The sequence below is a fragment of the Ferrovibrio sp. GW821-FHT12D07 genome (assembly GCF_058807275.1).
Map to the genome: position 1 here is coordinate 1,142,880 of NZ_JBXAQN010000001.1, position 23,389 is coordinate 1,166,268.

Genomic DNA, 23,389 nt, shown 5'->3' on the forward strand with positions numbered 1-23,389 from the left:
TTTCCCGTCCGGCCTGCCGTCACGCGGGCCCACCAGCATAAGCCCCGGAGACCACAATGCCCGAGTTCCGTTACGAGGACCTGCTTCCGCTTGGCCCTGACACCACCACCCCGTATCGCAAGCTGGATACGGATGAGGTGAAGGTAGTCAAGGTCGGTGACCGTGAAGTACTGCAGGTCACGGACAAGGCGCTCGGCGATCTGACCTTCAACGCGATGCGCGATATCGCGCATCTGTTCCGTCCTGGTCATCTGGCGCAGCTCAAGGCCATCCTGGACGACAAGGATGCCTCGCCGAACGACCACTTCGTGGCGCTGGAGCTGCTGAAGAATGCCAATATCTCGGCCGGCATGATCCTGCCGAGTTGCCAGGATACCGGCACCGCCATCGTCATCGGCAAGAAGGGCCAGTATGTCTGGACCTCGGGCAAGGATGAGGAGGCGTTGAGCCGCGGTATCTATCGCACCTATACCGAGACCAACCTGCGCTACTCGCAGCTGGCGCCGCTGACGATGTTCGAGGAAAAGAACACCGGCACAAACCTGCCGGCGCAGATCGAGCTCTATGCCACCGATGGCGACGCCTACAAGTTCCTGTTCATGGCCAAGGGCGGCGGTTCGGCCAACAAGACCTACCTGTTCCAACAGACTCCGGCGGTGCTGCGCGGCGATGCGCTGCTGAAATTCCTCGACACTCAGATCAAGACGCTCGGCACGGCGGCCTGCCCGCCCTATCACTTGGCCATTGTGATCGGCGGTCTCTCGGCCGAGCTCAATCTCAAGACCGCCAAGCTCGCCTCGGCCCGCTATCTTGACAACTTGCCGACCAAGGGCAGCCCGTCGGGCCATGCCTTCCGTGATGTGGAGTTCGAGCAGAAGATTCTCGAACTCACACGGAATAACGGTATCGGCGCACAGTTCGGCGGCAAGTATTTCTGCCACGATGTGCGCGTGATCCGCATGCCGCGCCACGGTGCCAGCGTGCCAATCGGCATGGCCGTGTCCTGCTCGGCCGACCGCCAGATCCTGGGCAAGATCACCCGCGACGGCGTCTTCCTCGAGCAGCTGGAAACCAATCCGGCGCAGTATCTGCCCGAGCATGAGGACAAACTGTCGGCCGAGGTGGTCAAGGTCGACCTCAACCAGCCGATGGGCGCGATCCGCAAGCAGCTGTCGCAGTATCCGGTGAAGACGCGTCTGTCGCTCAGTGGCACGTTGATCGTCGCCCGCGATCTGGCGCATGCCAAATTTGCCGAACGTATCGAACGCGGCGAGGGCCTGCCGGACTATGTGAAAAACCACATGATCTATTACGCCGGCCCCGCCAAGACGCCGGAAGGTTATGCCTCGGGCTCTTTCGGCCCGACCACGGCCGGCCGCATGGACTCATATGTAGGCGAGCTGATGAAAAACGGCGGCGGCTTCATCAGTCTGGCCAAGGGCAACCGGTCCAAGCAGGTGACCGATGCCTGCAAGGAATACGGCGGCTTCTATCTCGGCTCGATCGGCGGCCCGGCCGCGATCCTGGCCAAGAACTCGATCAAGCATATCGAGACGCTGGAATACCCCGAGCTTGGCATGGAGGCCGTATGGCGCATCCAGGTGGAAAATTTCCCGGCCTTCATCATCGTGGATGACAAGGGCAACGATTTCTTCGCCACCATCAAGTAACGGCGCGGACCGCAGACATGAAAAAGGCCACCGCAGGGTGGCCTTTTTTTGTTGGTCAGAGGCCCAGATAGGCCTGCCGCACCCGGTCATCACGCAAGAGCTGCTCGCCGCTGCCCTGCATGACAATGCGGCCGTTTTCCAGCACATAGGCGTGGTCGGCCAGCTTGAGCGACACGGCGACATTCTGCTCGACCAGGATGACTGTCATGCCGCGCTCATGCAGCAGCTTGATGATGCGGAAAACCTCCTGCACCACGGCCGGTGCCAGACCCAGCGACGGCTCGTCGAACATGATCAGCTCGGGCTGGCCCATCAGGCAGCGGCCGATGGCCAGCATCTGCTGCTCGCCACCTGACATGGTGCCGGCCAGCTGGTCGCGGCGTTCGGCCAGGCGCGGGAAAAGGCTGAAGACTTCCTCGAGTGTGGGCTTTTCCTTGCCCCGGGCGCGCGGCAGCAATGCGCCCATTTGCAGGTTTTCCATCACGCTGAGCGAGGGGAAAATCTGACGGCCCTCGGCCACTTGGCCGATACCGAGATTGCAGACCTTGTAACTGGGCAGGCCGCCGATTTCGGCGTCGTTGTAGCGGATGGTGCCGGCGCGCGGCCGTTCGATGCCGGCGATGGTGCGGATCAGGGTCGATTTGCCGGCGCCATTGGCGCCGATGATGGCGACGATGCTGCCGCTGGGCACGGTGAGCGACACACCATCCAGTGCCTGAGCATCGCCATAAAAAACATCGAGTCTGTCGAGGGTGAGGCTCATGCCACGGCCTCCTCACCCAGGTAACATTCCAGCACGGCCGGATCGCGCACGACATCTTCCGGCTTTCCGCGCGAGATCACCTCGCCATGGTGCAGCACGATCACCTGCTGCGACAGCGCCATCACAGCGCGCATCACGTGTTCAATCAGCAGGATGGTCATGCCATGTTTCGCATTGAGTTCGCGGAAGACGGCGACCATCTGGTCGGTCTCGGTGGGGCGCAGGCCCGCCATCACTTCATCCAGCAGCAGCAGCTTGGGGTCGGTGGCCAATGCGCGGGCCACTTCCAGGCGCTTGCGCTCAGGGAGGGTGAGCTGTGCTGCTGGCTGATCGCGCTTGTCCAGCATGCCGAGCTGGTCGAGCACGGCTTCTGCCTTCTTGCGGGCGATAGTCGTGCTGCTTTCGCGCAGCAACGCGCCGACCATGACATTCTCTAGCGCGGTCAGGTCCTTGAAGGGCTTCACGATCTGGAAGGTGCGGCCGATGCCGGCATGGCAGATTTGGTCCGGCCGTAGCCCGGCGATGCTCTTGCCGCCAAAGCTGATGCGGCCTTCATCGGGGCCGAACACGCCGGCGATCATGTTGAAGCAGGTGGTTTTGCCGGCGCCGTTCGGGCCAATCAGGCTGACGATGCCGCCCTCGGGCACGGTGAGCGATGCCTGATGCACGGCGCGCAGGCCGCGAAAGCTTTTCGAGATGCCCTCGACGCGGAGAATCGGCTCGATCATAGCCGTTCTCCCAAGCCGAGCTTCTTGCGCAGCGGTGGCCAGATGCCGTTGGGCAGCCACATGATCACTGCGGCGAGGCAGAGGCCGTAAAAGACCAGCTTCACACCCGGCAGTTCGTAACCGAAATGCGACATGATCTCGTTCAGGCCATCGGCCAGCGCAGTCAGTACGAAGGCGCCGAGGATTGGCCCGAACAGCGAGCCGACGCCGCCTATAATGGGGCCGAGGATCAGTTCGATCGAACGGTTCATGCTGAAGATCTGCTCGGGGAACAGGTTGTTGTAGTAGAAGGCAAAGAACACGCCGCTGAGCGCGGTCATGCCCGACGAGATCGCCACCGCGATCATCTTGTAGCGGAAGATGTTGATGCCCAGAGTCTGGGCCGCTTCGGGCTCTTCGCGGATCGCCAGCCAGTAATAGCCGATGCGACCGGTTAGCAGCCAGCGGCAGAAGACGAAGGCCAGGGCAGTGATGCTCAGCAGGATATAATAGAACATCACCGGTGAGCCGCGCAGGTTCAGCGGATCATTGACGCTGTACTGCGCCACCGGCAGGAAGAAGCCGCCCGAGCCATTCACCCAGGTGAAATGATCAAAGCCGACGCGGGTGAATTCGGAAAAAGCGATGGTCAGCAGGGCGAAGTACACGCCGCCGATGCCGAAGCGGAAGGCAAGGAAGCCGATCACCAGGCCAGCGGCCATGCTGACCAGGATGGCGACCCAGACACCGGCCCAGGGCCCGATGCCGAAATGCACATAAAGTGCGGCAGCCGTGTAGGCGGAGAGGCCGACATAGAGCGAATGGCCGAGGCTGAGCTGCCCGGCGAAGCCCATCATCACGTTCCAGGCCTGGCCGGTATAGGCGAAATACAGCACCAGGATCAGGATCGAGAGGCCGTAGCTGCCGATGAATAGCGGCGCCAGTACCAGCACGGTCAGCAGCAGGCCAAGCAGGATGAGGGCGCGCCGCGGCACGCCGTTGGTCAGTCTTGCAATCATGCCCAGTATTCCATTAGGCCCGGCGCCCCAGCAGGCCCTGGGGCCGGAACAGCAGCACCAGAATCAGGATGGCGATGCCGAACATGCTCTTGGCCGATGGCGCGAAGAACAGCCCGGCCATGGCTTCCGACAGGCCAATCAGCAGGCCGCCGAGCAGCGCGCCAGGCATCGAACCCAGGCCGCCGACGATGACAATGACGAAGGCCTGCAGGGTGAAGGCCGGCCCGATATTGGGCGTGGTGTCGATGAGCAGCGCCATCATGGCGCCGGCGGCGCCGACGCAGGCCGAGCCGAGGCCGAAGGTCAGCGCATAGAGTCGCTTGACGTTCAGGCCGACGACCAGTGCACCCATATGATTGTCGGCGCAGGCGCGGATCGCCTTGCCGGTCCGGCTGAGCTTGAAGAAGGCAAACAGCCCGGCGGTGATCGCCATGGCGAGAACGGCAGTGATCACGCGGACTTTGTCGATCAACAGAGGGCCGAGCTCGATGGAGTCGAGGGCGTAATCGACCAGCACGTTGCGGGCGTCGGGCCCGAAGATCATCAGCAGGCCGTTGACCATGATCAGGGCCACGGCGGCCAGCAGCATGAACTGGCTGTGTTCAGGCCGGTTGATGAAGGGATTGATCAGCACGGCCTGCATGACATAGCCGAGCGCGAAGAGAATCACCGCAATGGGCACCATGGCCACCAGCGGATCGATATTCCAAGTGCCGAAGGCGATGATCGCCGCATAAGAGGCGATCGTCATCATCTCGCCATGGGCGAAGTTGACCACGCGCACCACGCCGAAGATCACCGACAAGCCGAGCGCCATCAGGCCATAGACCAGTCCGGTCAATATGCCCTGGATGGCAACGTTGAAAATAAGCTCAGCAGGCATCGGTGTTCCGGCAGGTGCGCGTGGTCAGAGTCATGTTACCGCTTGGTCCAGCTGGGCATCGGCAAAGTCAGGTTGTCTTCCGCGATATCCAGCGGCAGCACCACCTTCGGGCGCTGCTCCAGATTCTGCAGCGTCACCGACTTGATGTTGACGTTCTGGCCCTTGGCATCGAACTGCAGCGGGCCGCCCGCCATCACGTGGTCGGTGATGTTGGTCTTGCGGATCGCATCGGCGAGCGCCGCACCAGCCGTCGACTTGGCGTTGTTGAAGGCGGTGACGGCGATCATCACGGCTTCGAAGGAGAAGCCGACGTTCAGTTCGAACAGCTCGCCCTTGTAGGTCTTGGTGAACTCGTCAAGCAGCTTCTGGGTGATGCCCGAACGCGGGTTGTACCAGGGCACGTTGGTCAGCAGGTAATTGGAGAACTTGCCCAGCGTCTTGTAGAACTGGCCCTCGTAGAAGCCCGGCGCGCCGGGGCTCATCACGATTGGCGGTTCCCAGCGCTGCTTCACCATCTCGCGGATCATCAGGATAGCGTCGTTCAGGCGGGTCACCGGCATCAGCATGTCGGCGCCGGTCGCCTTGGCCTTGGCGATTTCCACCGACAGGTCCTTAGCCTGCGGATCGTAGGCGATGGTGTCAACGATCTGGAACGGCAGGTTAAAGCGCGGAGCCATCGCCTTGATGGCGCCCTGCATCGACTGGCCAAAGGTGTCGTTGACGCTCATCAGGACGGCGGTTTTCGGTGTGATACCGCTCTTCTCGAACACGCCCTTCATCAGATTCAGGCCGTCACCCACCAGCATCGGCGCGGTGGGGAAGTTGCGGAAGACGAACTTGTAGCCCTGCTCGGTGATCTGCGGGGCGGCGGCCACGTTGATGATGTAGGGCACGCCTTTCTGTTCGGCGACCTGGGCGATGGCGGCCGATTGACCACTGTCGAAGGCGCCGATCAGCACGTTGGCACCGTCATTGATCAGTTTCTCGGCGCGGCTGCGGGCCACGTCGACGTTCGACTCAGTATCGGCATTCATGATCTCGACATTGGCGTCGATTCCCATGCCCTTGAGCACGCGCGGCGCCAGGTCGATGCCGCGCTGACAGGCGATGCCGAGCTGGGCCTGGAAGCCCGAACGCGGATGGATCGAGCCGATCTTCAGGGTGCTGCTCTGCGCCCGGCCGATGTTGAAGGGTGCGGTGCCAGCGAGCAGAGCTGCGCCGGCGGCGGTGGCCGTGAACTGACGGCGTGTGACTTTGACGCTCATGGTGGTTCCTCCCGTTTTTACGATTGATGAGGGCGTCGCCCACCCTGGGCGGCCCGCTTGGTACGCGATGCTACAGGATCGTTTTCGCCATCGGAAAGCATTGCGCCGGCTTTCTCTTCGGCAATTGGCGCCGCCGCGGCGACGAACTTGCGCAGGAGCTGCATCAGGGTGCGATGCTCCTCCGGCGACAGCACGGCATTGATCAGGGTGTCATGCACTTTCACCCGGGCGATCAGGTCCTGCACCTGGCGTTCACCCGGTACAGTCAGGAACAGGCCGTAAGCGCGGCGGTCATTGGGGTCAGCGCGGCGCTCGACCAGACCCAGGTGCTCCAGTCGGTCGACCATGGTCATGGCGCCGGACCGGGCGACACCTAGTGCTTCACCCAGGCGGCTTTGCTGCAGGCCGGGATTGCGTTCGACCAGCATGAGGGCCGAGAACAGCGCCGGGCTAATGCCGGTTGCGCCCAGACGGCCATAAAAATCTTCCCAGACCCGCAGCTGGGCCAGTCGCAGCAGATAGCCGACATGATGGGGCAGGCTGCCGTAATCGATACGGGGAGCGGGGGCCGCGCGGCGCTCGCTTTTTACTCCAGTACGCGCAGCGGATGTCGCCACGATGCCAGTCCTCCCACGGTCGTTTTTTTGAGCCGGCTGCGTGGCCAGTCTCGTATTTGCGCGAGATTGTAGCTATGCGTGACAGTAATGCAAGCAAACTAAATTGCCTGCCGGGTCGATTGCAGCCCGGGTCGATTACAGCAAAGCCGACGGCTTCACGCCAGAGTCACACCAGAGTCATGGCGGATGGCTAGGCTGCAGGGACTCGGCGCCAGTTGCGGGCGTCCGGCCGGCTCGATGTCCCCGCCTCGACCGGCCTTTTTTTATGATCGGAAGTCAGGGTGTAGGTTTGCGCCGGCGGTCGGTAGCGCTGCGGCGGCTGACCCTTTCACGCCGTTCGGGGTCCATGTCCAGCAGGCCGATCATGCGGCGGTCCATGCGACGACGTTCGCTCAGCCGGCGGCGATCGGGACCCAGATAGCCCGGACTGCGGATGAAGGGACGTGGCGACTTCAGTACATGCATCAGCCGCAGCACCAAGGCATTCATGGCCACCGGCTTGATCACCATTTCATTCACGCCGGCATCGCGCGCAGCCGCCACCAGTGTGGCATCGGGCGACTGCGTCATCAGGATGATCGGCAGATCGTCGTTGTCGCGACGCAGGCGGCGGGTCAGCGTCAGGCCGTCGCCGTTGTTGCTGCCGGGCAGCTTGTGATCCAGCAGCACCACGCTTGGCCGCTGCTCCACGATCTGGCGCATGGCTTCGGCCGAGGTGCCGGCGAGGATGATGGACGGGAAGCCCATGCCCAGCAGCACGTCGCGCAGGGTGCGGCGCAAGGCGCGGTCTCCCTCGGCGACCAGGATGGTCGCGTGACGGAAGGCATTGGGATCGATGCGGCGCGGCTTGGCGAGAATCTCTGACATGGCCTGACTCGGAATAATCGAGCCTGCAGTCTCGCCGTGTCGCGTTAATGAAAGGTTTTTAGTCGCGGAGAAGATCGTTGATGGACGTCTTGGACCGGGTCTGCGCATCGACGCGCTTGACGATCACGGCGCAATAGAGCGACGGACCCGGCTGGCCGTTGGGCAGCGGCTTGCCCGGGATATTGCCCGAGACCACCACTGAATAGGCCGGCACGCGGCCGACGAAAACTTCGCCCGTGGCGCGATCAATGATCTTGGTGGTCGCGCTGAGATAGACGCCCATGGACAGGACAGCGCCTTCCTCGACGATGACACCTTCCACCACTTCCGACCGCGCACCAATGAAGCAGTTGTCTTCGATGATGACCGGATTGCCCTGCAGCGGTTCCAGCACGCCGCCGATGCCGACGCCGCCCGACAGGTGCACATTCTTGCCGATCTGGGCGCAGGAACCGACGGTGACCCAGGTGTCCACCATGGTGCCGCTATCGACATAGGCGCCGAGATTCACAAAGCTCGGCATCAGGATCACGCTCGGCGCGATATAGGCGGCGCGGCGCACCACGGCGCCCGGCACGGCGCGGAAACCGGCGGCGCGAAAGCGCTGTTCATCCCAGCCAGCGAATTTCGACGGCACCTTGTCGAACCAGTTGGCGCCGCCCGGCGCATCCGAGATCAGCATGTTGTCGGTGAGGCGGAAGCTCAGCAGTACAGCCTTCTTGGCCCACTGGTGCACGGCCCACTTGCCGTCAATCTTCTCGGCCACGCGCAGCTTGCCCTCGTCGAGCGCATTCAGTGTGGCATCCACGGCGTCGCGGACCTCGCCCTTGGTCTGGAAGTTGACCTGGTCGCGGGCATCCCAGGCGGCGTCGATGACGGGCTGAAGCTGCTTGGCGAGAACGGCGTCGGACATGGAAATTCCTCGGGAAAATGGCAGTCTGGTGGGATCGCGAGACAATAGCCGCCAAGGCCGATGAGTCAACCCGCTGGCCCGCCGGGAGGGCGGTCCGGCCGTCAGCCCGGCAGGCCGGACAGGAAGGCGGTGAGGTCGGGTGCGGTATGGTGGATATGGCTGCGATCATCCCCGGCCGGCTGCGACCAGACTTCCGATGTCGGCACCCACACCGTAGTCATTCCCAGTGCGGCGGCAGGCACCAGATTGCGGGCCATGTCTTCCACCATCACGGCCCTGGCGGGGTCGACGCCGTGACGCTGCAGCATCACGCGGTAGGGGGCGATGTCGGGCTTGGGCAGATACTCGGACGCGACAATGTCGAAGGTCGCCTCGAAGCGGTCGCGAATCCCCAGTTTCGTCAAAATGCGGTCGGCATGGGCGACTGTGCCGTTGGTGTAGATCAGCTTGCGGCCCGGCAGGCGGTCCAGTGCCGCGCCCAGGTCCGGCATTGCCGCCACCACGCTCAGGTCAATGTCGTGCACGTAATCCAGGAAGGTGACGGGATCAATGCGGTGCTCGACCATCAGGCCGCGCAGAGTCGTGCCATGGCTATGGAAGAACTGTTTCTGCCGCCGGCGGGCCTCGTCCAGATCGACGGAGAGGGTGCGGGCGATGAACTCACCCATGCGGCGTGACACCTGATCGAACAGGTTGCACTGCGCCGGATAGAGCGTGTTGTCGAGATCGAAGACCCAAGTGGCCGCGCCCCGCAATGACGAACCTGTGAGCGGCCGGGTGGCGACAGGGGTGGAATCGGGGTGTGCGGCGGAGGAGATCACAGTTTCGCACCATAGGCGGTTCCGGCTAAAATGGCGAGTATCCGGTCCGCCATCCGCATTACGGTGGCCCGCAGGGAGGGAAGCCGCAGTGGGCGGAAGCAGTGCAGCGATGGACGGGTCCGGATTGAATCCGGAAATCTTGGTACCGCAGTTTCCCGGGCCGGCCGTGCTGTTCGATCATGCTGGCCGCGTGCAGCAGGCCAACGAATCCGCCGCCGCCTTGCTGGAAGCGCTGGCTGCCGGCCAGTTACCCGGCCTCGCCACTCTGATCGATGCCTGCCTGAAGGACGGTCAGGCGCGCCAGGATCGCGCCGATATTCCCGGTATGCGTGGTGGCACGGCGCTGCAGATGACCCTCATGGTGCTTGGCGATGCGAAAGTCCGCCGTCTGTTGCTGCTGGGGCGCGATGCCACCCTGGAACGTAACCTGATCCAGGCACTGATGCAGTCGCGCCAGCTGTTCAAGGATCTGGTCACCTGTTCCACCGACTTCGCCTGGGAGACCAAGGCGGATGGCAAGTTCGGCTTCGTTTCACCGCGCGGCGCGCTGGGCTTCAGCGCCCGTGATCTGGAGGGCCGCAGCGCGCGTGATTTCGTGGCCGAAGACACGCCTGCCACACCGATGCCGTCGGTCTGGCCCTTCGAGGCGCAGGATGCGCTGGATGCGGCCGAAGTGTTTCTGCAGCGCAAGGATGGCGGCATTGGCTGCTTTGAGGTTGCCTGCCTGCCGGTGCGCGACGCCAAGGGGGTGTGGACCGGCACGCGCGGTGTGGCGCGTGATGTGACCGAGGCGCGCGAACGCGTGGAGGCCCTGCGTCGCGCGCACAAGCAGCTTGACAAGCTGGCCAGCACTGACGGCCTCACCGGTATGCTGAACCGTCGTGCCTTCCTGGCCGAACTGGACAAGCGCCTGAGTCGGCATCTGCATAACGGCAAGCGCGGCACACTGATCTATTTCGACCTGGATAACTTCAAGAAGGTCAACGATGTGCGTGGCCATCAGGCAGGCGACGATGTTTTGCGCGGCGTAGCCGAGATTACCCGGCGGCTGCTGCGTGGCGTCGATCTGGCCTCGCGCATCGGCGGCGACGAATTCCTGCTCTGGCTTGAGGAGGTGGATCGCGACCGGGCCGAACCGATCGCCGCGCGCCTGCATGAAGCTGTGCGTGAGCTGGACAAGGAATTCGGCGTCGAAGGCACGCCGCTGGGCTTCTCCATCGGTGCGGTCTTCTCGCGTCTGGACGGTCCGGAAACAACCGAAGCGCTGATCGCGCGCGCCGACGAAGCCATGTATACCGCCAAGAAAGGCGGCAAGGGCCGCAGCCATATTGCGCTGCCGCCGGACCAGAATGGAGTGGTGGCGTGAGCGGCAAGGGCATCGAATACGACAAGGCCAAGGCGCTGGCCGCATCCAGCGATCAGGCCCAACGACTGAAGCTGGCGCAGCGCGCCGACACCCAGCCCGAGATTCTGTACTACCTTGCCAACGACGAGGTGGAGTCGGTGCGCCGCGCCATCGCCGAGAATGAGGCGACGCCGGCGCAGGCCCATCTGCTGCTCGCCAGCGATTCCTCGGTCGAGGTGCGGCAGCGCCTGGCCGAGAAGGTGGCCCGCCTGCTGCCCGACATGCCGGCCGATGAGGCGGGCAAGGCGCGCGAGCTGGCGATCCAGACGCTGGAGCTGCTGGCAATGGACGAGCTGGCACGCATCCGCGCCGTGCTGTCTGAAGCGCTGAAATCCGCCACCGATGTTCCACATCGTCTAATCCGGCAACTGGCGCAGGATGTCGAGCTGATTGTCTCGACCCCGGTATTGCAATTCTCGCCATTGCTCACCGATGAAGATTTGCGCGAGATCGTTGCTTCCTCGGCGCAGTCAGGTGCGCTAACGGCGATTGCCCGCCGTATCGGGCTGTCCGCAGGCGTGTCGGATGTGATTGCCGCGACACGCGATGTCTCGGCGGTCACGGCGTTGCTGGCCAATGACTCGGCCCAGATTCGGGAAGAGACGCTCGACCTGATCCTTGATGCTGCCCCCAGCGTGGAGGCCTGGCACGAGCCGCTGGTGCAGCGGCCCAACCTGCCGGGCAAGGCGGCCAAGCGTATCGCCGGCTTTGTGGCCTCTTCGCTGCTCAGTCTGCTGGCCAGTCGCAAGGATCTGCCGGCCGATGCATTGGCTTCCGTACGCGAGGTGATGGAGAAGCGCCTCGATGTGAAGCTGGAGGAAGAGGCTGCCGAAGACGATGAGGCAGCGGCAGAAGAGGAGAGTCAGTCCTCGATGTCGGACGCTGAGACCAAGGTCAAGAAACTGATCAAGGCCAAGCAGCTCGATAATGATGCGGTCCAGGACGCCATTGAGCGGAACGAGCGTAATTTCGTGTTCCAATCACTGATCCAGAATGGCCGTATTCCACTCTCGGTGATTCAGAAGGCCATCGAAGCCCGCAATGGTCGCCTGATCACGGCCCTGGTCTGGCGCGCGAAATTCTCCATGCGCACGGCGGTGATGATCCAGCGCGACATTGCCCATGTCCCTCCGCGGATGATGCTGAACGCCCGCAACGGCACGGATTATCCGATGAGCCAGGCGGAACTGGAAGAACAACTGAAGATTCTCGGCCTCTAGGTCGCCCGATCTCAGGCGGCGCTGTCGTCCACGACACGCAAGGTTTGCCGACGTGTTTCCCGCAATTGCAACAGCTGTGCCGCCGTGGCGATGGCGATCTCGCCTGGATGCTTGCCGCTCACCCCATCGATACCGATGGGGCAGGTGAGCTGGGCGAGCTGCTGCTCGGTCAGCCCCAGTTCACGGAATCGCTTGAGGAAGCGCGCGCGCTTGGTCTCAGAGCCGATCAGGCCGACATAGGCGAAACGATCTTCCTGCAGTGCCTTGGCGGCGATCCCTAGATCGAGCGCATGGCTGTGGCTCATGATCAGCAGCCAGGCGTCGTTGGGCAGGCCGGCGATCTCGCGTTCGGGGGCATTGGTGACCTCGACGCTCACGCCGGGCGGTATGTGATCGGGGAATTCGTCGGGGCGCGGGTCGAACCAGCGAATTCTGCAGGGCAGGGCGGACAGCACCTGTACGATGGCTTTGCCGACATGACCGGCGCCGAACAGCGCCACGGTGAACAGGTCGGGCCGCTGCGGTTCGAATAGCAGCGTCATCGAACCGCCGCAGCACTGGCCCAACGACGGCCCGAGTGGAAACTTGCGCAGGTCCGGGCCGCGCTTGGTGGCCAGCATCTGGCGGGCGATCTCGATGGCGCGGAATTCCAGCGTACCGCCGCCGATGGTGCCGATGGTCTCGTCCGGCGTCACCACCATTTTTGTACCGGCTTCGCGCGGCGCCGAGCCGTCGGTCGCAGCCACGGTGATCAGCACGGCGGGGATGCCGCGCCGGTCGAGATCGCCGAGTGCATTGAGCCAGTTGGTCATTTCGCCGCCATGCTGTTGCCTGCCGCAGTCTGCCTGCGCGCAGCCTCGATCGCCAGCAGCACGCGTTCGGGCGTCGCTGGTGCATCCAGTCGCAGCTTCGCTGTACCGGCGGCGGCAATGGCGGCATCCTTCAGGGCCAGCCAGGCCGAGATGCCGAGCATCAGGGGCGGTTCGCCCACGGCCTTGGAGCGGAACACGGTGGCGGCCGGATTGGCGCGGCCCGACACAAGCTGCACGCGGAAGTCTTCCGGCAGATCGCGCGCGGTCGGAATCTTGTAGGTGCTGGGTGCATGGGTGCGCAGGCGACCTTTGTCGTCCCACCACAGTTCCTCCATGGTCAGCCAGCCCAGGCCTTGCATGTAGCCGCCTTCTACCTGGCTCATGTCGATGGCAGGGTTGAGCGAACTGCCGCAGTCATGCAGCAGGTCGGCGCGGGTGAAGCGGTATTCGCCGGTCAGCGTATCGAGCAGCACTTCGGTCGCCGCCACGCCATAGGCGAAATAGTAGAAGGGTTGGCCGCGTCCGTTGACCCGGTCGAAGTTGATATCCGGTGTCGCATAGAAGCCCGAGGCCGAGAGCTGCACACGGCCCATCCAGGCCTTGTGCGCCAGCTCGGCAAAGGAAATCGCCTTGCCGCCGCCCTTCGCCTGACCATTGGCAAACACGATTTGCTCGGCCGCCACGCCCAGGATCGGGGCTGCAACAGTGGCAAGGCGTCTGCGAATCTCCAGGGCTGCTGCTTCGGCTGCCTTGCCGTTCAGGTCGGTGCCGGCCGAAGCTGCTGTGGCCGAGGTATTCGGCACCTTGTCCGTGCGCGTGGCGGTGATGCGGATCCTGTCCAGCCCGATGCCGAAGGTCTCGGCCACCACTTGCGCCACCTTGGTATAGAGGCCCTGGCCCATCTCGGTGCCGCCATGGTTCAGCTGCACCGAGCCATCTTCATAGACCAGCACCAGCGCACCGGCCTGGTTCAGGAAGGTGGTGGTGAAGGAAATGCCGAACTTTACCGGCGTCAGCGCCAGGCCCTTCTTGAGGTGCGGGCTCTGTGCATTGAAGGCATCGATCTGCTGTCGGCGCGCCTTGTAGTCGCTGCTGACCAGCAGTTCGCCAATCAGGTCGGGCAGGATGTTGTCTCTGATCGTCTGGAAATACGGTGTGACATTGTTGATTGTCGTGCCGTAGAGGTTGATCAGTCGTATCTCGAGCGGATCGCGCTGCAGGTAGCGCGCAATCTCATCGATCACATATTCCGTCGTTGCCATGCCCTGCGGTCCGCCGAAACCGCGAAACGCGGTGTTGGAAACCGTATTGGTCTTGCAGCACAGGCCAGTGATGGTGACATCGGGCAGCCAGTAGCTGGAATCAGCATGGAAAACGGCACGGTCCACCACCGCACCAGTCAGGTCTGCCGTCCAGCCGCCACGACCCGCCAGCGTCACCTCGTAGCCGAGGATGCGGCCGGCATCGTCGAATCCGACGGAATAGCGGCTGAGGAAATCGTGGCGCTTGCCGGTGATCGCCATGTCTTCGTCGCGATCGAGCCGCAGCTTCACCGGCCGGCCGGTCTTGGTCGCCAGCACGGCGGCGAGACAGGCGAATTGCGCCGCCTGGGTCTCCTTGCCGCCGAAGCCGCCGCCCATGCGCCGGCATTCCACGGTGACGCTGTGCAAAGGGGTGTCCAGAACGCGCGCAACGAGCTTCTGGACTTCGCTGGGGTGCTGCGTCGAACAGCGCACCATCATGTCGCCGTCTTCGCGCGGTTCGGCCAGACTGACCTGGCCCTCCAGATAGAAATGATCCTGGCCACCGATGTGCAGTTCGCTCTGCAAATGATGCGGCGCCTTCGCGATGGCCGATGCGGCATCGCCGCGCTTCAGGCCCAGGGGCGGCAGCAACAGTGCATTCTTTTCAATCGCGTCGGCAATGCTCAGGATCGCCGGAAGGTCTTCATAGGTCACGCGCACCAGCCTGGCCGCACGCCGCGCTGTGGCCAGGTCTACGGCGGCGATGGCGGCTACCGGCTGGCCGTGGAACTCGATCACCCCATCGGCCAGTACTGGTTCAGGGCCGACGACCGGTGCGATATCGGGATTGCCGGGCACATCCGTCACGGTGATCACCGCGATCACGCCGGGCAGGGCGCGGGCCGCGGTTAAGTCAATGGACAGGATTTTCGCATGCGTGCGGTCGCTCAGATGCAGGGCGGCATGCAGCAAGCCTTCAGGCTCGGGCAGGTCGTCGATATAGCGCGCCGTGCCGGCCACATGCTTGGTGGCGCTGTCATGCTTGACCGGCTTGTGCACGACGGCGGTCATTCGGCTGCCTCGACGCTGATCGTCTTGCCGCCACTGACTTCAAGGCAGAATTTGCGCAACAGGTTCTGCGCCGCCAGCAGGCGGTATTCCGCCGAGGCGCGCATGTCGCTCATCGGCTGAAAATCTTCAGCCAGCGCGGTCGCCGCCGCTTCGATATCGGCCACAATGAAACGCTTACCGGTCAATGCTGCTTCGGTCCGGGTGGCGCGGGCCGGAATGCTGGCCATGCCACCGAAGGCCAGTCGTGCGCTTCTGACGGTCTTGCCATCCAGCGTTACATGGAAGGCGGCCAGCACAGCCGAGATATCCTGGTCGAAGCGCTTGGACAGTTTGTAGATGGCGAAGCGGCTGTCGGGCTTTGGCTTCTGTACCGTGACATTCTCGACGAACTCGCCGGACTTCAGCGCCGTCTTGCGATAGGCGAGGAAGAAGTCTTCCAGCGGCAGGCTGCGGCTGCCGGCTGCCGAGCGGAGTGTCAGCGTGGCGCCCAACGCGATCAAGGCTGGTATGCTGTCGCCGATTGGGCTGCCATTGGCGATATTGCCGCCGATGGTGCCGCAATTGCGAATTTGCACCGAGCCCAGCCGGCGCACCATGCGGGCAAAATCCCGGTGCAGGCTTTCGATGGCAGTGAAGGCCTCGCTGTAGGTGGCGCCGGCGCCGATCTCGATGGTCGCGCCATGATCGGTGATACGCTTCAGCTCGGGCACTTGGCCGATATGCACGATGTTGCGCGGTGTGCGTTGCTGCTTGGTCACCCAGAGCCCAACATCGGTGCCGCCGGCCAGAATCCAGGTCTCGCCGTCGGGCAACGCAGCCAACGTTCCGGCCAGTTCATCGGCGCTGCGTGGGCTGAGGAAATCTCCCTGCGGCGTGGCATGACGCAGCATGCGCTCGCGCTTCAGGCTGCCGATCTGCGCCAGCAGCGCAGCTTCCTGCGCGGCGAAGCGGTCGTCGCGGCCGGCCTCGAACATGCGCTGGCCGGCCTCCAGGATAGGACGGTAGCCGGTGCAACGACAAAGATTGCCGGCCAGCGCGTCCTTCAGGCTGGCGTCATCCGCCTGGTCATGGGTCTTGTAATATCCGAACAGCGCCATGACGAATCCGGGCGTGCAGAAGCCACATTGCGAGCCATGGGCGTCGACCATGGCCTGCTGTACGGGATGCAGGGTGTCGTGCCCCTCTTCATCTCTGTGGGCAAGATCGTCGACGGTGAACAGCGCCTTGCCGTCGAGTTGATGGATGAAGAGGATGCAGGCATTGACGGCGCGATGCTTCAACTTGCCGTCTTCGGCGGCCTCGGCCACCACCACGGTGCAGGCGCCGCAATCGCCTTCGGCGCAGCCTTCCTTGGATCCGGTGCGGCGCAGGCGGGTGCGGAGATACTCCAGGACCGTCATGGTGTGGGGAATATCGGGTTCCACCGCCACCACCTGGCCGCGTGATACGAACCGGACAGGTTCAGACATGCCGCCTCCGGTCTTAGCCCCCCGCGAACGGCGGGGATCAGCTCATCAGGTCGCTGCCGCGGAAGGCCCAGCCGGTCATGCGGCGCTCGAACCAGACCGCTACAGCATACATCAGCACGCCCATCACCGCGACAACGATCAGGCCAGCGAAAACCAGCGGCACATTGTAGCTGGAAGATGCCGACAGCATCAGGTAGCCGATCCCCTCATTGGAGGCGACGGTCTCGGCGATCACCGAGCCGACAAAGGCCAGCGTGATGGCGATTTTCAGTGACGCAAACAGGTAGGGCATGGCTCGTGGCAGGCCAACCTTGGTCAGGATTTCCGTCTTGGTGGCGCCCAGGCTACGTAGCACATCGCGCAGCTCCGGCTCGATGGTGGCGAGCCCGGTGGCCACATTCACCACGATGGGGAAGAAAGAGATGACAAAGGCAGTGATGATCGCCGGCACAGTGCCGATGCCGAACCAGATCACCAGCACGGGCACCAGGGCGACCTTGGGGATCGAGTTGAAGCCGACCAGAACCGGATAAAGCCCGACATAGACCAGGCGCGAGGCGCCGATGAACACGCCGAGCAGGCCGCCGCCGACCACGCCCAGTATGAAGCCTGCCGTGGTGGTCATCAGGGTCTGCAGCGAATGATGGGCGATCTGCGGCGCGAACTTCACCATTGCCTCGAAGACCACGGTGGGCTTGGGCAGAATGAAGGTCTCGACCTGCGTCACCACGCAGATGATTTCCCACAGCAGGAACAGGCCGATGGTGACCAGCCAGGGCATGGCCCGGATCAGATTCTTCTCGTTCATCATGATTCGCGCACCGAGTGGATGTGCTCGCGCAGCTCATGCACGATCGAACCGAAATGCGGTTCGAAGGTGGTGTCCAGCGTGCGCGGACGCGGAATATCGATTTCCTTGGACAGGATGATCTTGCCCGGCCGCTTGCTCATAACGAAGACGCGGTCGGCCAGGTAGGTGGCCTCGCGCAGGTCGTGGGTGATCAGAATGGCGGTGAAGCGCTTCTTCATCCACAGCGTCTGCATCACGCCCCACAATTCCTCGCGGGTGAAGGCATCGAGCGCGCCGAAAGGCTCGTCCAGCATCAGCAGGCGCGGTTCATGGATGATCGAGCGGCAGACATTGGCGCGCTGCTGCATGCCGCCAGACAACTGCCAGGGGAACTTGTCGGCGAAATCGCGCAGGCCCACGGTGCCGAGCAGGTCCAACGCCTTCTCGACATAGGCTTTCTTTTCCTTGCGCAGGCGGCGTTTGTGCGGCTCGACGATTTCGAGCGGCAGCATCACGTTGTCCAGCGTGGAGCGCCAGGGCAGCAGGGTGGAATTCTGGAAGGCCATGCCCACGCCCTGTACCGGACCGCTCACGGGCTTGCCGCCGATGGTGATGCTGCCGTTGGTGCAGTTCAGCAGGCCGGTCACCAACTTCATAAGGGTCGACTTGCCGCAACCAGACGGCCCGACCACGGCGACGAACTCGCCCTCCTGGATATCGATATTGAGGCCTTCGACGGCCAGCGTCTGCTCTTCGGCCTGCTGGTAGACAAGACTGACTTCGCTGATCTTGACGAAAGCGGGGCCTTGCATCACGGCTGCTCCTGGCTGTTGTCAGCCGTGTGGCCGTGTAAGACTGTCATCGCCTGCATCTGCGATTTGCCCCCTGTCGAAATCCTGTCGGATTTGCCCCCGCTGCGGCGATGCGTGCATCGCGCTTAAAGGGATTGTAAACACTGTTGTCGCGCAATTGTAAACAGTTTTCCCCCGCCTGATTCTGCGGCAACCGGAGCGCTTGATGAGCGACCATACGGCAATCGCCGCGATACAGGATCGCCGCGTGATTTCGTGGCGGACCAGCCTGTATTTCGCGATTCTTTTTATCGGCCCCGGCGTCTGGCTGCCCTTTTGGCCGGTCTGGCTGGAATCGCGTGGGCTGAGCGCGCTGGAAATCTCGGCCGTGGTGTCGAGTGGCATCTGGGTGCGTCTGTTCGCGGGTCCGATGGCTGCGCATCTGGTCGACCGCAGTGGCGCGCGCCGACAGGCGATCATCATGCTGTCCTGGGCATGCCTTGTGCTGTTCGCCTTCTTCTGGTGGACGCATGGCTTCTGGTCGATCTTTCTGCTGGCGATCGCTTATGCGATTGCCTGGTCCCCGATCACGCCCTTCAGCGAGAATATCGCGGTGCTGGCAGCGGGGCGCTACGGCCTGCAATACGGCCGCATCCGCCTCTGGGGCAGCCTCAGCTTCCTGGTCACCGCCTATGCCGCTGGCCTGTGGCTGAAGGGGCGTGACGATGACTGGATCTATGGCCTGATGCTGTTCGCCATGGCCTGTCTGGCGCTGGGCAGCCATCTGCTGCCCGACCTGCGCCTACCGCTCGACCGCCCGAAACTGGCTGGCGCGCCGATGCGGCTATTGCTCGGTAACCGCCTGTTCCTTGCCTTCCTGGGTGCCAATGCCTGCCTGCAGTCCAGCCACGCGATGCTTTATACCTTTGGCACGCTGCAGTGGCGCAATGCCGGCCTGTCTGACGCACAGATCGGTTTCCTCTGGGCCGAGGGTGTTCTGGCTGAAGTGATCCTCTTCGCGGTCGGCCAGCGTGTCGCCCTGAGGATGGGCGGTGTCGGCCTGCTGCTGCTGGCCTGTCTGGGCGGAGCGCTGCGCTGGAGCCTGACCGGCCTGACCACCGACTTCACCTGGCTGGTGGTGCTCAACCTGCTGCATGCGGCGACTTTCGGCTGCGCGCATCTCGGTGCCATGCGCCTGCTGGCAGAGGGTATTGATCCGCAGGCTTCAGCGACCGCACAGACACTCTACACCGCCGCCAACGCTTCGGTGCTGGCCACGGTGACTTTGCTGATCGGGCCGCTGTTCCCGCAGGCTGATGGTCTGACCTATCTCGCGATGCTGCCGCTGTCATTGGCGGGCGGCGTTTGCGCCATGCTGCTGTGGCGTCGTCGCCATGTCTTGCGTTTCACCGGTGTCACGCCGGTTTCGTGATTGTATCAGCATGATTGGTTCGCGGTGGTACAGCAGCCGTGATCTTAATGTTGTCGCAAATGTTTCCGGAATCTCAGCCCACCGGGGCTATTGAGATGCCTTGTGGTTGTGCGCGACTGTGTCAGGTATGCGTTACATGCTGCTGTTGCGACTCAAACAGGCTTAATGCCTATTAAATGCGCAGTTAAGGGCTAACTGAAAAATTAGCAATTAGGCATGTGCAAAAAAATATAACGTTAGATTGCGCGGTTAAATTGAATTCAGTTGGCGGGGAATCCTGATGCGTCTCGGCATCGCTGCAAAAATCATCATCGCTGTCGCCATCCCGGCGCTCGGCTTCATCGGCATGTCGGCCATATCGGTGTATGACCGCTGGCAGGTTCTGCAAGAAGTCGAGGCGACTGAGCAGGCCTTCGCCTATGCGGTGGCAAGCAGTGGGCTCGTGCATGAGCTGCAGAAGGAGCGTGGCGCCAGTGCGCTGTTCATCGGTGCTCGTGGCGCACAGTTCAGTGCCGAACTGAAAACCCAGCGCGCCGATACAGACAAGGCGGCGGCAAGCTTTGCCACAGCACTGCAGCGCCTGAAGCAGACTGCCAGCCTGCGCGCCCTTACCGTACTGGGCGACAAGACCATGCAGGCGCTGGAAGTGTTGCCGGCGCGCCGTAGCCAGATCGACGCGCTTACTCTGCCGGGGCCGCAGTCCTTTGCCGGTTATACGCAGACGATCCGTGCGGCACTGAGTGGCATCCATGGCCTGTCGGATGTGACGCGCCATCCTGACCTGACTGCCGCACTGGGCGCCTATCTCGCCGTGCTGGAAGGCAAGGAAAAGGCCGGCCAGGAACGCGCCACCGGCGCGGGCGCCTTCGCCGCCAAGAGCTTCGCGCCCGAGGTCTATCAGCGCTTTGTTGGCCTGGGTCTGACCCAGGAAGCCGATTTCGCCGACTTCGCCGAGCGGGCGAAGCCGGAGCAGGTTGCCTATTACAAGCAGATACAGGCGCATGCCTCCTTCGCCGAAGTGCAGCGCCTGCGCAAGATCGGCTACGATTTCATCGCTACTAACAACACCGGCGATATTGCGGGTCCTTACTGGTTCCAGACCACCACCCAGCGCATCGACCAGCTCAAACTGCTGGAAGACCGCCTGGGCAACGATCTGCTGGCGCTCTGTGCGCAGATCCGTAGCGCCGAACGCGGCACGCTGAGCACCGAGGCTATCGTTGTCCTGTTGCTGCTGGTCGTTGCCGCCCTGCTGAGCGGCCTGATCATTCGCGGCATCACTGTGCCGCTGGCTGCCGTTGTGGGCGCCATGAGCCGACTGGCCGGAGGTGACACCGGCGTGACGATCGCGACCAAGGCGCGCCAGGACCAGATCGGTGATCTGGTCGAAGCCTATGAAACCTTCCGCACCAATGCCCAGCAGAAACAGGAACTGGAAGCCACCGCTACGGCCCAGCGCAATGAAGCCGAGCGTGCGCGTGGCATGCGCGAAATCCGCGAGCAGGCCGCGGCAGCCGAGATCGGCGCCCTCGTCAACGGTATCCTGTCGGGCGATCTGTCCACCCGGTTGGACGAACAGGGCAAGGAAGGCTTCTTCCTGGATGTGACCCAGCGCCTCAATCGTCTGGCGGAAATGCTGCAAAGCATAGTCGGCAACATGGCCAGCGTGATGGCGGCGCTTGCCGATGGCGATCTGCGCAAAAGCATGCAGGGCGATTATGCCGGTGTGTTCGGCGAACTGAAGGACAACACCAATCGCATGGGTGAACGACTGCAGGATTTCGCCAGCCGGCTTTCGGTCAGTGCCGATGCCGTGCATGCAGCGGCATCTGAAATTTCATCCGGCAGCCTGGATCTGGCCAGCCGTACGGAAAGTCAGGCTGCCAGCATCGAAGAGACGGCTGCGTCGATGCACGAGATCACCACGACCGTGCGCCAGAATGCCGACAATGCCCAGGCCGCCAACCAGCTGGCGACCGCCGCGCGCGACACGGCCGAAAAGGGCGGCAGTGTGGTGGCGGATGCGGTGAAGGCTGTCAGCCAGATCGAAGGCAGTGCCCGGAAGATCAGCGACATCGTCGGCCTGATCGACGAGATCGCCTTCCAGACGAATCTCCTTGCGCTCAATGCCTCGGTGGAAGCCGCGCGTGCGGGTGAAGCCGGCAAGGGCTTTGCCGTCGTTGCACAGGAAGTGCGGGCACTGGCGCAGCGGTCTGCCAACGCATCGAAGGACATCAAGGCGCTGATCTCGGAATCCAATGCACAGGTCAAGTCCGGCGCCGATCTGGTGAACCAGACCGGCGCCTCGCTGGTTGATATCGTGGCCGCTGTGAAGAAGGTGACCGATATCGTGGCTGAAATCGCGGCGGCGTCGCGCGAGCAGGCTACCGGCCTTGATCAGGTCAATACTGCCGTCGGCACCATGGACGAGATGACCCAGCGCAACGGTGCCCTGGTCGAGGAGACCTCGGCTTCCGCCCAGGCACTGGCCGGTCAGGCGCAGGAACTGGCGCGGCTCGTCGGCTTCTTCAAGCGCGCCTGATCAGCGGGCGCGTGGCGGGCGGCGCCTGAGCCAGAGCACGATTCCGGTAACGAACAACAGCGCCGGCAGCAATCCGCTGATGAACACGACCAGCCGGCCGGCCTCGCCGAACAGATAGCCGGTATGCAGCGGATAGGGCAGCTGGTCGAAAACCAGGTTGGCTGCGGGCAGGTCCGTGACGCGCTGCAGGTCCTGCACCTTGCCGGCGGCATCGAACAGCACATAGCTGCGGCCATTCTGATGGATCTCGCCGGGCTGGCGCAGGCGGATGCGCGTGGTGGCCCCCGGCCGCGCCGGGGGCGAGATGAAGACGATGCGGGCACCCGGCATAAGGCGCAGTGCCTCCGCCACCAGGTCGTCCAGCGGGGCGACAGGACCCGTATGTGCAGCCTGCTGCGGCCGGCCCTGCGGCTGGCCGCCCAGCGCCGCCATCACCGGCAGCAACGCTTCGCGAAAGCAGATGGCGCTGCCGCTCAGGGCCAGCAGCAGCAGCGGGACGGCCGTGGTCGCGCCACTGACCTTGTGCAGGTCGAAGCTGCGGCGGAACCATGACATGTTCCGCCAGCGCATGGTGAGGGCCTGTCGCCAGTATCCGGCGCGTGGCCACCACAGAATGATGCCGGTGATGGCACTGATCGCGAAGATCACACCGAGCCAGCCGATGAGGGGCCGGCCATTGCCGATCTCCAGCAGCAAGCGGCTGTGTAAATCGAACATGACGGTGAAGACGCGGCCGGGCAGGGGGCCCAGCACGGTCAGGGCATAGGGATTCACCAGCAGGGTCTGGCGAGCGCCATCGGGCAGTGCGACCACGGCCTGCACGGCATGGCCGGCATCTTCGGGATAGCGCAACTGGGTGACGCGACCTGCGGTGGCCTGCTGGGCTGTGGCAATGATCTGCGACGGCGACGCTATGGGGCCCTGCGGCTCCGCATGCATGACGTCGGGATAGAGAAGGCCGAGGATTTCATCCTGGTAGACCAGGATGCTGCCGGTCAGGCCCAGCATCACGAAGAGGAGGCCGCCGGCGAGACCGATCCAGAGATGAAGGCGGCGCCAGAATTGTCGAATAGTCACTGGCGCCGCCT

The 23,389-nt window shown here is 63.4% G+C and carries 20 protein-coding genes; 5 read left to right on the forward strand and 15 right to left on the reverse strand.

The window, feature by feature from the left end; genetic code table 11:
* Positions 1–56: 56 nt before the first annotated feature.
* Entirely contained in the window at positions 57–1,670 is a 1,614-nt protein-coding gene (locus tag AC1RRE_RS05780) for a fumarate hydratase (RefSeq protein WP_492980151.1), read from the forward strand.
* Between the two features lie 55 nt (positions 1,671–1,725).
* Here AC1RRE_RS05780 and AC1RRE_RS05785 read toward each other — a convergent pair whose 3' ends face one another.
* The 9 genes from AC1RRE_RS05785 to AC1RRE_RS05825 form a co-directional block, all read right to left on the reverse strand.
* On the reverse strand, positions 1,726–2,433 hold the full coding sequence (locus tag AC1RRE_RS05785) for an ABC transporter ATP-binding protein (RefSeq protein ID WP_492980152.1): 708 nt from the start codon (positions 2,431–2,433) through the stop codon (positions 1,726–1,728).
* Positions 2,430–3,161, reverse strand: a complete 732-nt coding sequence (locus AC1RRE_RS05790) for an ABC transporter ATP-binding protein (RefSeq protein WP_492980153.1) — start codon at positions 3,159–3,161, stop codon at positions 2,430–2,432. The genes AC1RRE_RS05785 and AC1RRE_RS05790 overlap by 4 nt, the downstream gene beginning before the upstream one ends.
* The gene (locus tag AC1RRE_RS05795; protein WP_492980154.1) at positions 3,158–4,159 is read right to left on the reverse strand and encodes a branched-chain amino acid ABC transporter permease; all 1,002 of its coding nucleotides are present in this window, start codon (positions 4,157–4,159) and stop codon (positions 3,158–3,160) included. Before AC1RRE_RS05795 ends, AC1RRE_RS05790 begins: the two co-directional genes overlap by 4 nt.
* A gap of 13 nt (positions 4,160–4,172) precedes the next feature.
* Positions 4,173–5,042, reverse strand: coding sequence for a branched-chain amino acid ABC transporter permease (locus AC1RRE_RS05800; RefSeq protein WP_492980155.1), 870 nt, complete (start codon positions 5,040–5,042; stop codon positions 4,173–4,175).
* Between the two features lie 35 nt (positions 5,043–5,077).
* Complete coding sequence (locus AC1RRE_RS05805) at positions 5,078–6,307, reverse strand: ABC transporter substrate-binding protein (RefSeq protein ID WP_492980156.1); 1,230 nt, start codon at positions 6,305–6,307, stop codon at positions 5,078–5,080.
* Positions 6,308–6,324: 17 nt separating this feature from the next.
* Complete coding sequence (locus AC1RRE_RS05810) at positions 6,325–6,924, reverse strand: MarR family winged helix-turn-helix transcriptional regulator (RefSeq protein WP_492980157.1); 600 nt, start codon at positions 6,922–6,924, stop codon at positions 6,325–6,327.
* A gap of 276 nt (positions 6,925–7,200) precedes the next feature.
* A complete protein-coding gene (locus AC1RRE_RS05815) occupies positions 7,201–7,791 on the reverse strand; it encodes a response regulator (protein WP_492980158.1) in 591 nt (196 codons plus the stop codon).
* A gap of 58 nt (positions 7,792–7,849) precedes the next feature.
* Positions 7,850–8,704 carry a 2,3,4,5-tetrahydropyridine-2,6-dicarboxylate N-succinyltransferase gene (dapD, locus tag AC1RRE_RS05820; protein WP_492980159.1) on the reverse strand — a complete coding sequence of 285 codons (855 nt, stop codon included), beginning with the start codon at positions 8,702–8,704 and terminating at the stop codon, positions 7,850–7,852.
* 101 nt (positions 8,705–8,805) lie between these two features.
* On the reverse strand, positions 8,806–9,525 hold the full coding sequence (locus AC1RRE_RS05825) for a pyrimidine 5'-nucleotidase (RefSeq protein ID WP_492980160.1): 720 nt from the start codon (positions 9,523–9,525) through the stop codon (positions 8,806–8,808).
* A gap of 109 nt (positions 9,526–9,634) precedes the next feature.
* Between AC1RRE_RS05825 and AC1RRE_RS05830 the strand changes: the two genes are divergently transcribed.
* Complete coding sequence (locus tag AC1RRE_RS05830) at positions 9,635–10,891, forward strand: sensor domain-containing diguanylate cyclase (RefSeq protein WP_492980161.1); 1,257 nt, start codon at positions 9,635–9,637, stop codon at positions 10,889–10,891.
* Entirely contained in the window at positions 10,888–12,150 is a 1,263-nt protein-coding gene (locus tag AC1RRE_RS05835; RefSeq protein WP_492980163.1) for a DUF2336 domain-containing protein, read from the forward strand. The genes AC1RRE_RS05830 and AC1RRE_RS05835 overlap by 4 nt, the downstream gene beginning before the upstream one ends.
* A gap of 11 nt (positions 12,151–12,161) precedes the next feature.
* Here the strand turns inward: AC1RRE_RS05835 and xdhC are convergent, their stop codons facing one another.
* Genes xdhC through AC1RRE_RS05860 form a run of 5 tightly spaced genes read right to left on the reverse strand, consistent with a single transcriptional unit; the run spans position 12,162 to position 18,348 of the window.
* Positions 12,162–12,962, reverse strand: a complete 801-nt coding sequence (gene xdhC / locus AC1RRE_RS05840; protein ID WP_492980164.1) for a xanthine dehydrogenase accessory protein XdhC — start codon at positions 12,960–12,962, stop codon at positions 12,162–12,164.
* Positions 12,959–15,277 carry a xanthine dehydrogenase molybdopterin binding subunit gene (gene xdhB / locus AC1RRE_RS05845; protein ID WP_492980165.1) on the reverse strand — a complete coding sequence of 773 codons (2,319 nt, stop codon included), beginning with the start codon at positions 15,275–15,277 and terminating at the stop codon, positions 12,959–12,961. Before xdhB ends, xdhC begins: the two co-directional genes overlap by 4 nt.
* Positions 15,274–16,746 (reverse strand): xanthine dehydrogenase small subunit, encoded by a 1,473-nt coding sequence (gene xdhA, locus AC1RRE_RS05850; RefSeq protein ID WP_492980166.1) that lies wholly within the window; start codon positions 16,744–16,746, stop codon positions 15,274–15,276. Before xdhA ends, xdhB begins: the two co-directional genes overlap by 4 nt.
* Before the next feature lie 37 nt (positions 16,747–16,783).
* On the reverse strand, positions 16,784–17,557 hold the full coding sequence (locus tag AC1RRE_RS05855) for an ABC transporter permease (RefSeq protein WP_492980167.1): 774 nt from the start codon (positions 17,555–17,557) through the stop codon (positions 16,784–16,786).
* Entirely contained in the window at positions 17,554–18,348 is a 795-nt protein-coding gene (locus AC1RRE_RS05860; protein WP_492981333.1) for an ABC transporter ATP-binding protein, read from the reverse strand. The genes AC1RRE_RS05855 and AC1RRE_RS05860 overlap by 4 nt, the downstream gene beginning before the upstream one ends.
* Positions 18,349–18,553: 205 nt before the next feature.
* Between AC1RRE_RS05860 and AC1RRE_RS05865 the strand changes: the two genes are divergently transcribed.
* Together AC1RRE_RS05865 and AC1RRE_RS05870 are read left to right on the forward strand one after the other, a co-directional pair.
* Positions 18,554–19,759, forward strand: a complete 1,206-nt coding sequence (locus AC1RRE_RS05865) for an MFS transporter (protein ID WP_492980168.1) — start codon at positions 18,554–18,556, stop codon at positions 19,757–19,759.
* A 280-nt stretch (positions 19,760–20,039) separates the two neighbouring features.
* The gene (locus tag AC1RRE_RS05870) at positions 20,040–22,301 is read left to right on the forward strand and encodes a methyl-accepting chemotaxis protein (RefSeq protein ID WP_492980169.1); all 2,262 of its coding nucleotides are present in this window, start codon (positions 20,040–20,042) and stop codon (positions 22,299–22,301) included.
* Here the strand turns inward: AC1RRE_RS05870 and AC1RRE_RS05875 are convergent, their stop codons facing one another.
* Positions 22,302–23,378, reverse strand: a complete 1,077-nt coding sequence (locus AC1RRE_RS05875; RefSeq protein ID WP_492980170.1) for a PepSY-associated TM helix domain-containing protein — start codon at positions 23,376–23,378, stop codon at positions 22,302–22,304. It lies immediately after the preceding gene.
* Positions 23,379–23,389 lie beyond the last annotated feature (11 nt).